The sequence below is a fragment of the Bacillus cereus group sp. BfR-BA-01356 genome (assembly GCF_022663635.1).
Classification (GTDB): Bacteria; Bacillota; Bacilli; order Bacillales; family Bacillaceae_G; genus Bacillus_A; species Bacillus_A cereus.
Window position 1 is genome coordinate 19124 of record NZ_JAKUFX010000079.1, and the last position, 9260, is coordinate 28383.

Below are 9260 nucleotides of genomic sequence, written 5' to 3' on the forward strand. Positions count from 1 at the left end.
AGCCCTTATTTAGAATAATAATTTCAAAATCAATAAAATTTAGAGTAGAAGGAGCAAGAGCAAATTATTATGAATAAACAAATAGGATTCATCGGATGTGGAAACATGGGTATTGCTATGATAGGTGGGATGATAAAAAAAAATATAGTTTCTCCAGATCAAATAATTTGTTCAGATTTAAACGTCATTAATTTAAAAAATGCTAGTAATGAATATGGCATAACTATAACTACTAACAACAATGAAGTCGCTAACAGTGCTGACATTTTAATTTTATCAATCAAACCAGATTTATACTCATCGGTAATTAACCAAATAAAAGATCAAATAAAAAATGATGTAATCGTTGTAACTATTGCTGCAGGAAAAAGTATTAAGAGCACTGAGAATGAATTTGGTAGAAAGTTAAAGGTTGTTAGAGTAATGCCTAATACACCGGCACTTGTTGGAGAAGGAATGTCTGCGTTATGTTTTAATGAAATGGTTACAGAAAAAGATATAAAAGAGGTACTGAACATATTTAATATTTTCGGCCAGACGGAGGTCATAAATGAAAAACTAATGGATGTTGTTACATCTATTAGTGGTTCTTCTCCAGCATATGTGTATATGTTTATAGAAGCCATGGCAGATGCTGCTGTACTTGGTGGTATGCCGAGAAAACAAGCTTATAAATTTGCGGCTCAGGCTGTATTAGGTTCTGCAAAAATGGTATTGGAAACAGGAATACATCCAGGTGAATTGAAGGATATGGTTTGTTCTCCAGGTGGAACGACGATAGAAGCTGTAGTAACGCTAGAAGAAAAAGGTTTAAGAACAGCTATCATTTCAGCTATGAAACGTTGTACGCAAAAATCTATGGAAATGTCTAGTTTAACTAGTAAGTGAGAAGCGAATTTATATAATATTTCAAATCTATTTAATGTAAAAGAAATATTATGAGGCTAGTTAATAACTAAGTAAATTTATATACAACACTAACGAGAAGAACCAACCTTATTTTAAAGGGGATACAGAAAATATGAGTAATTTACTAAAAAAGAAATCCGTTACACAATTGTTAGAGCATAATCAAAGCAAGACTTTAACGAAAACATTAGGAGCATTTGATTTAATTATGTTAGGGATAGGCTCGATAGTTGGAACGGGGGTTCTTGTGTTAACTGGATTAGTAGCAGCAAGAGATGCTGGTCCAGCAGTTATTTTTTCATTTATACTTGCAGCAATTATATGTGGATTTATAGCATTATGTTACGCGGAAATTGCTTCTACACTCCCGGCGTCTGGTAGTGTATATACGTACTCATATGCAACAATTGGTGAGTTTGTTGCTCATCTAGTAGGTTGGTCATTGCTGTTAATATATATCGTGGCAACAGCAGCTGTCGCTGCTGGATGGACAGGCTATTTCCACAATTTAATAAAGGGATTTGGATTAGAGATACCTAAAGCTCTAGTAACGATTCCTTCGCATGGTGGTATTGTGAATCTACCAGCAGTAATTATTACATTGATATTAGCATGGATGTTATCCCGTGGTACGAGGGAAAGCAAACGAATCAATAATACAATGGTATTGATTAAAATTGGAATGATTTTGTTGTTTATTACGGTTGGTATATTCTATGTAAAACCAATGAACTGGATACCAATTGCACCATACGGTTTAAGTGGAGTTTTTACGGGTGGAGCAGCTATTTTATTCGCTTTTACGGGTTTTGATATATTAGCAACTTCAGCAGAAGAAGTAAAAGATCCGAAACGTAATCTTCCAATCGGTATTATTGCATCATTAATCATATGTACAATTATTTATGTTATGGTATGCCTTGTTATGACAGGAATGGTTTCCTATAAAGAATTAAATGTTCCTGAGGCAATGGCGTATGTAATGGAAGTTGTAGGACAAGGAAAAGTCGCTGGTGCAATTGCTGCAGGTGCTGTAATTGGCCTTATGGCTGTTATTTTTTCCAATATGTATGCGGCAACACGAGTATTCTTTGCAATGAGTCGTGATGGATTGTTACCGAAATCATTTGCGAAAGTTAATAAGAAAACTGGAGCACCCACTTTTATAACTGGATTAGCAGGAATAGGGAGCTCTATAATAGCTGGGTTTATTGATTTGAAAGAATTAGTTAATTTAGTTAATATCGGTAGTTTGGTGACATTTGCGTTAGTTTGTCTATCAGTTATTATCCTTCGTAAATCACACCCAAATTTAAAACGTGGATTTATGGTACCTTTTGTACCTGTATTACCATGCGTTGCAATTGTATACTGTGTGTTTTTAATGCTAAATTTACCGTTAAGGACATGGGTGTACTTTAGTATTTGGATTACTATTGGGGTAGTAGTATATTTCCTTTATTCGATAAAACACAGTAATTTAAATGAGGAAACGATCTCGAAATTACATGATAAAATTGCGAGATAATAACGATCGAAAATTTTATTAATAATCATATTGATAGTTGAGTAACATAGAAGCAGTTTTTTGACATTTAGCAAGAGATAAAATAAGAGATGCTAGGGCAGCTAAGTACTTTTTTAGAAACCTTGCTTGTTTTTTACGATTTAAAACTGCTAAGGAGAGAGAAGTATGAGTGAATTGCATTTTATGAGTATAGAAGAATTGGATAATAAATTGAAAAAATCTGACAGTGGTATTTATTTCATTAAAGACTATAATGACAATATTATTTATGTAGGCAAGGCTTTTAGTATAAAAAGTAGAGTATTAGCTCATTTTAATAGTTATTCCAATATTGAGGAATATGTACATTTATTTAATAAAGTAGCGTATCTCATTGAAGATAGTTTGTTAAAACGCTCATTGTTACAAGTTACTTACATGATTAAATATAAACCCGTATTAAACAAAGAAGTACAAAAAGAATTCCCAGAGTTGTATACTCAATACATTAAGCAGACAAATAAAAAATCTATGTTGTTAGAAATTGATGAAGCTAAAGAAAAAAGGGATGAGTTAAAGAATAAATTAGTAAAATTAGTGGGTGGAAAAACTATGTTTTATGACATAATTTCTCTGTTAAATAATGGATATAACTATCGTGTCCTCGCAAAAGTATTGAGCATAGAACTTCAAACTTTAATTATAATAAAAGAACACCGAAATAAATTCCCGATACCACATAATTATAAGAGGATAATAAAACATCAAGATATAATGTATGCTTTATCTGGAAAAAAGAATTTAAGTACTTAAAGGTTAAACACTTAACTTTAAAATAGTAAATTCGTTGCTTTTGTAGCTTTTATTGTTATATTGAAATGCAATGTACATTTGTGTTTCAAATTTAATTGGTGAAATAAGGGGAGGGAAAGGGTTCCTATAAAAATACTGGAATAAATTAGGTTATTCATGCGTAAATAGCATAATTAGGTACATGTTATTTATAAATATTCAAAGATATGAAAGTAATACAAATGAAATTCTTATTTCTGCTACTACAAGTACTATTGAGCAAATGAAGTATGAAATTGCTTTTGAACTAGGAGTCACACTGGGACCTGATACATCACATCATCTGCAAATGGTTCGAATCGGTGGAGAGATTACAAAACGCTTAGTTCGAATGGCTGAAAAACAGTTAACAGGTCAATACAGATTACACTAAGAAAATAATCCGTATATATACGGATTATTTTTCCTTTAATTTACAAAAAAATAAATTTCGAAATCGAAAAGACCTCTCAGATTCCTTTGTAATAATCTTTTTTAGTTACGTTAATGACATAGGTATCGGAAGATAATTAATTCGATATGAAAGGCGTATAGGCCTTTAAAAGAGTTTTGGTGTTATTTGCAATTTTAATTTCATAATACTTAAGCCGATATAATAAAATGTTTTATGTCTAAATCGATATAAAGGAATAGTTTTTTAGTGATATTTCTTTTTTTATAGAATAAGCAAAACCTGATATTGTAGTAAGAATTGTTTTGAGGTCAATTTACTGTGCATCTTGGTTATTGAAGTTTTTTGTTGATTAACAACTATTGTATTTGGAAATTAATAATAAGTTTATCTCGCTATTTGCCAGGCAGTAAGACCCCCACCTCAAAATTCAGCGGAAGCAAAGAAGTTAGGTGGGGGGCGGGCTGCCCGTAAAAGCCCGATTGGTGTGGGCTAATAATCAGTGGGGATGAACAAAACCCCCACTGATTAAAGTTTCACTTTATGTGATGCGGTAATAAAACTATCTAGTTTGCTATTTTTAGTATTTGTAAAGTCTATATATTTTCCTCTTTTGTGGAAAGTAAAACTAATGTTGCGACCAGTAATATAGTGTCATTTTTTTGAATATTCCATCGTTTCTTCGTGTTTAGTTGAGTACTTGAATTTCCTCCATCTTGTACTTTTCAAAGCATAGTGCTTCAAAAATAGCCGTATCGCTTTCATCTGTTTCCAAATTTACAACTTCTTTATTATCTTTTTCTAAAATTTGGAGGAAAATAGTTTTTCAGTTTCACATGTAAATTAGCAGTATTTATTTTTTGAATTCAATTTGTAGAAAGGATTGAATTGGAACTTTGACTGTTATTTCTTGCGGTGGTACGTATCTCCTGTTACTTCGCTTTATTTTAAATCTTTTTCCAGCTTGGTCCTCGCATTGACTACCACTGTATTTTGTAGTACTTCACTGTTTTCTCAAGTTCAATAATTATATTTTGTAGAATTAAGAAAAGAACTTAGTGTATTTCCTTTACTTATCTACTCTGATATTTAGATGCTAACTACAATTAAATAATATATGATTTTTATAAAAAAGATATAGTAATATTTTGTTGTGAATTGTACTAATTTGATATTTTATAGTATTATTTGTCGTGAATTATATATAACAGAATATATTTTATGGATCTATAAAGGAGAATGTAATGAATACTTCTATCGATATACAACACTTGTGTGATCTTGCACATAAAGCATTTAATGCCCCTGTACATATTTTATCTGCAGACAAAAAAATTTTATATCATTCTACATCTGATAATGTTTGTAGTCCTTTTTATTCTTCAAAAGAAGAACATCTTACTGATATTTATCAAGAAAACGATCCCTTTAACTTGCCACTTTTCCGAAGTAACAACTATCTTGAAAATTTTGTTCTAATTCATATAGAAAATCATGATGATATTAAAGGGACTATCATAATCGGTCCTACTATACATCCAAAAGATTCAGATGATATGATCATAAAATTTCAGAAAGAATTTAAATCAAATGATAACATTCAAGAAAGACTTGCCTATTATCAGTGTTTATCTGAGATTAAAAAAACTACATTAATTGATATGGGAATTTTATTACATTACATGATTTTCAATGAAAAGTTAGATGTAGATATTGTCTTGGAAAAAAATAAAGTACTAGAGGAAATTCCTAATAAAAATGTGAAACCTGATTTATATATTTTAAAACGCCGACAAAACAAACCTAAAACGCACAATATGGCATTAGTAAATGATTTCTTTTCGACTATTAAAGAAGGGAATAAAAAAAAGTTAATACAGTATATGTATGCGGTTTCGCAAGAAGATGTTGAACTTATGCTAATAGAGGATCCGCTCAGGAATCAAAAAAACCTTGGAATTATTGCGATTACCTTAGCCACTCGATATGCAATAGAAGGAAACCTGCCACCAGATATTGCTTTTGCCCATAGTATTTTATATATACAAACCCTAGAACAATTAGATAATGTAGAATCTGTAAAGCGATTGTCAGGGGACGCTTTACGTACCTTTGCAGATCGTGTGAAAGAATACAATGCAAAAAAGTATTCTTACGCGGTTACTACATGTATAAAACATATTAATAAAAATGTTTACGATGGAATATCTCTGAATGAACTTGCTAATCATTTAGAAATTACGCCTACTTATCTGTCTAAACTATTTAAAAAAGAAATGGGAATTACTTTAAGCGAATATATTCAAAGGGAAAGAGTGGAAGAAGCAAAAAAATTATTAACACTCACTACTTATTCGTTATCAGATATCTGTGCGTGGCTTAACTTTAATGACCAAAGTTATTTTATAAGAGTTTTCAAAAAAATCACTAGTATGACTCCTAGGCAGTACCGTGAAAAATATACAGTAATATAAGCTTGTTATCTGCTGTCTTCAATGTAAAGACTTAAACATGGGTATAAGTATCCCAAAAAATGAAAATACACTAACCATTATTTTGCTAAAGAAAACAAAAAGACAGAAGGCTGCAAAGTGTTTCAAGTAAGCTTTGCAGCTTTTTTGTAATTTAAAACCTATGTTTATAACGATGATAAGTTTATAGACTAATATCTTCATACTGAATATTTGTTAATAATTATATTAGGATGTTTTGTGAAAAAATCAACAATATAACATATATTACTAAATATATCTACATTTTATGCAATTATACATAACTAAATAAAGGTAAAAAAGTATAAAAAGACCTATTATATTATTCTATAAGTATTTTTTCTAAAATAAAATTTCTTGGTTGAGCTAAAATAGTTATTTTTAACCGTATACACATTAATTTGTAATCATTACAATTACAGAAATGAAATTTACGGATAACTATATTTATATATTTTTTTTCGGTTCATATTTTTATTTAACAGTAAATTATCGATCGTAATCGACAAAATTTTTCTATTTACGCATTAAAAATTTAATGTTTTAATGAACAACATAACTGGTATGACCAGACAGAAAGGATAGGGTTACGCTAATAGGAATTATAGTGAAGTTGTAAGTAACATTATGTCGTTAATAATTTTATAAATAGTCAATTTATTTACAAGAGGTCAAGAATCAAATTTGTAATAAACCTGTTCTAAGTTTCTGCATAACAAAAGTGAAGTTATTCCGCAATAAAAGTATAAGCGATGTACAGTATAATTTCACCTTTTGTAGTCTAGTAAGGAGTTTACTAATAAAACTAAGAGTAATATTATTAAATTAAAATTAAACAATGTTATGACAAGATTAACTGTAAGCATTAGTTTATTGATCCTCACGATTCTGTAAGTTAAACCGCAACTTTAGGAAAGAATTAATAATTTACTACTCATAGGGTGCCTGATTCAAATATAGTTAATAAATTTTTGTTATTTATATTTAAAAAAATAGAGTATCGAAATGAGAGATAAATAAAATCCTTACATCCTATTAGAAGTAAAAAACAACGATATTAACGTATCTGAAAGATTTCTCCTTCTTATCCAGTTTACAACGAGAGCGGTCGTACAAGTTATATGAATTAAGTTATAAAAACAATGGTAAAGGAGTGTACGGAATGAAAACTAAAATAATGACAGGATTTTTAATAACATCCATTGTAACTGGAGCAACTATTCCTATCAATACTCTCGCAACACCAATCGTTCAAGCGGAAACTCAACAGGAAGGCATGGATATTTCCTCTTCATTACGAAAATTAGGTGCGCAATCTAAATTAATCCAAACGTATATTGATCAATCTTTAATGAGTCCTAATGTACAGCTAGAGGAAGTCCCAGCTTTAAATACCAATCAATTCCTAATCAAACAAGATATGAAGGAATGGTCATCGGAACTCTATCCACAGTTAATTCTATTAAATTCAAAAAGTAAAGGATTTGTAACAAAATTTAATAGTTATTACCCGACATTAAAATCGTTTGTAGACAATAAAGAAGATAGAGAAGGGTTTTCGGATAGACTTGAAGTACTTCAAGAAATGGCTATGACGAATCAAGAAAATGCGCAACGACAAATCAATGAATTAACAGATCTTAAATTACAGCTTGATAAAAAATTAAAAGATTTTGATACCAATGTGGCAACTGCGCAAGGCATACTAAGTACAGATGGAACAGGAAAAATAGATCAGTTAAAAAATGAAATATTAAATACCAAAAAAGCAATTCAAAATGATTTACAGCAAATTGCATTAATACCAGGGGCTTTAAATGAACAGGGATTTGCTATATTCAAAGAAGTTTATAGTCTTTCAAAAGAAATTATTGAACCGGCTGCTCAAGCAGGGGTGGCAGCGTATAACAAAGGAAAAGAAATTAACAACTCTATTCTAGAAGCGGAGAAAAAAGCGGCGCAAGAAGCGACAGAACAAGGTAAAACTGCTCTAGAGATTGAATCAGCAAAAAAAGCAGCTCGTGAAGCAATTGAGAAAAGCAAACAAGGTGAAATAGCAGCCGCAGCCGCAGCCGCAGCAAAAACACAAGAGTATGACCTGATGAAAGCCATTGATACCGAAAAGATTAAGAAAACATTTGGCGTTTTTGCTGAAGTAAATAAATTAACAGCAGAACAGCGAGCATATTTAGATGATTTAGAGAAACAAAATCAAAAAATATATGATTTAACAACGAAATTATCAATAGCTGATTTACAAAAATCAATGCTTCTTCTTACACAAAATGATTTGCATACGTTTGCAAATCAAGTAGATGTAGAACTTGATCTACTAAAGCGCTATAAAGAAGATTTAAATCTAATAAAAAATAGCATTACAAAATTATCTACTAATGTTGATACAACTAACGAGCAGTCTCAAAAAGATACATTAAGACAATTAAAAAATGTAATAAGTTACCTTGAAGAACAAGTATATAAATTTTAATATTGCATTTTTTGGGAATTCATAAAGATTATAAGCATTTAGCGAAAGAAGGAGAATAGTCATGAAAAAATTTCCATTCAAAGTACTAACTTTAGCTACATTAGCAACTGTTATAACTGCTACTACCGGTAACACTATTCATGCATTTGCACAAGAAACGACCGCTCAAGAACAAAAAGTAGGCAATTATGCATTAGGCCCCGAAGGACTGAAGAAAGCATTAGCTGAAACAGGGTCTCATATTCTAGTAATGGATTTATACGCAAAAACAATGATTAAGCAACCAAATGTAAATTTATCTAATATCGATTTAGGCTCAGAGGGGGGAGAGTTGCTCAAAAATATTCACCTTAATCAAGAGCTGTCACGAATCAATGCGAATTACTGGTTAGATACAGCGAAGCCACAGATTCAAAAAACTGCTCGTAATATTGTAAATTACGATGAACAATTTCAAAATTATTACGACACATTAGTAGAAACTGTACAAAAGAAAGATAAGGCAGGTCTAAAAGACCTGCGGTAGTATGTCAACTGAAAAATAATATCTTTTGAAGTTATCAAAGGACAAATTGCTTAAAAAAGACATCACGAAACTAGACCAGTATTTTATGTAAAATA

7 protein-coding genes and 1 pseudogene are annotated in these 9260 nt (G+C 30.7%); 7 read left to right on the top strand and 1 reads right to left on the bottom strand.

What is annotated here, in order from left to right:
* Nucleotides 1-69: 69 nt before the first annotated feature.
* From proC to MR168_RS22085, 4 genes are all read left to right on the top strand, one after another.
* Entirely contained in the window at nt 70-888 is an 819-nt protein-coding gene (proC, locus tag MR168_RS22070) for a pyrroline-5-carboxylate reductase (protein ID WP_001041290.1), read from the top strand.
* Nucleotides 889-1021: 133 nt separating this feature from the next.
* Nucleotides 1022-2437, top strand: a complete 1416-nt coding sequence (locus MR168_RS22075) for an amino acid permease (protein WP_242291483.1) — start codon at nt 1022-1024, stop codon at nt 2435-2437.
* 165 nt (nt 2438-2602) lie between these two features.
* Nucleotides 2603-3229, top strand: coding sequence for a GIY-YIG nuclease family protein (locus MR168_RS22080; protein WP_242291484.1), 627 nt, complete (start codon nt 2603-2605; stop codon nt 3227-3229).
* Nucleotides 3230-3410: 181 nt separating this feature from the next.
* Nucleotides 3411-3641 (top strand): alpha/beta-type small acid-soluble spore protein, encoded by a 231-nt coding sequence (locus MR168_RS22085; protein WP_000897403.1) that lies wholly within the window; start codon nt 3411-3413, stop codon nt 3639-3641.
* Nucleotides 3642-4347: 706 nt separating this feature from the next.
* On the opposite strand, the gene MR168_RS22090 is transcribed toward MR168_RS22085, so the two are convergent.
* Complete coding sequence (locus MR168_RS22090; protein WP_076876078.1) at nt 4348-4479, bottom strand: peptidase; 132 nt, start codon at nt 4477-4479, stop codon at nt 4348-4350.
* A gap of 424 nt (nt 4480-4903) precedes the next feature.
* Here MR168_RS22090 and MR168_RS22095 point away from each other — a divergent pair, with 424 nt between their 5' ends.
* From MR168_RS22095 to hblD, 3 genes and pseudogenes are all read left to right on the top strand, one after another.
* On the top strand, nt 4904-6133 hold the full coding sequence (locus tag MR168_RS22095) for a helix-turn-helix domain-containing protein (RefSeq protein WP_001097903.1): 1230 nt from the start codon (nt 4904-4906) through the stop codon (nt 6131-6133).
* Nucleotides 6134-7313: 1180 nt separating this feature from the next.
* A complete protein-coding gene (gene hblC / locus MR168_RS22100) occupies nt 7314-8639 on the top strand; it encodes a hemolytic enterotoxin HBL lytic component L2 (RefSeq protein WP_242291485.1) in 1326 nt (441 codons plus the stop codon).
* A 61-nt stretch (nt 8640-8700) separates the two neighbouring features.
* A pseudogene (gene hblD, locus MR168_RS22105) lies at nt 8701-9156 on the top strand (hemolytic enterotoxin HBL lytic component L1); the annotation flags it as partial.
* Nucleotides 9157-9260 lie beyond the last annotated feature (104 nt).

What these genes read in the sequence shown, in the direction of transcription:
- proC (WP_001041290.1), top strand. Translation starts at nt 70, where the DNA reads ATGAATAAACAAATAGGATTCATCGGATGTGGAAACATGGGTATTGCT.
- MR168_RS22075 (WP_242291483.1), top strand. Translation starts at nt 1,022, where the DNA reads ATGAGTAATTTACTAAAAAAGAAATCCGTTACACAATTGTTAGAGCAT.
- MR168_RS22080 (WP_242291484.1), top strand. Translation starts at nt 2,603, where the DNA reads ATGAGTGAATTGCATTTTATGAGTATAGAAGAATTGGATAATAAATTG.
- MR168_RS22085 (WP_000897403.1), top strand. Translation starts at nt 3,411, where the DNA reads ATGTTATTTATAAATATTCAAAGATATGAAAGTAATACAAATGAAATT.
- MR168_RS22095 (WP_001097903.1), top strand. Translation starts at nt 4,904, where the DNA reads ATGAATACTTCTATCGATATACAACACTTGTGTGATCTTGCACATAAA.
- hblC (WP_242291485.1), top strand. Translation starts at nt 7,314, where the DNA reads ATGAAAACTAAAATAATGACAGGATTTTTAATAACATCCATTGTAACT.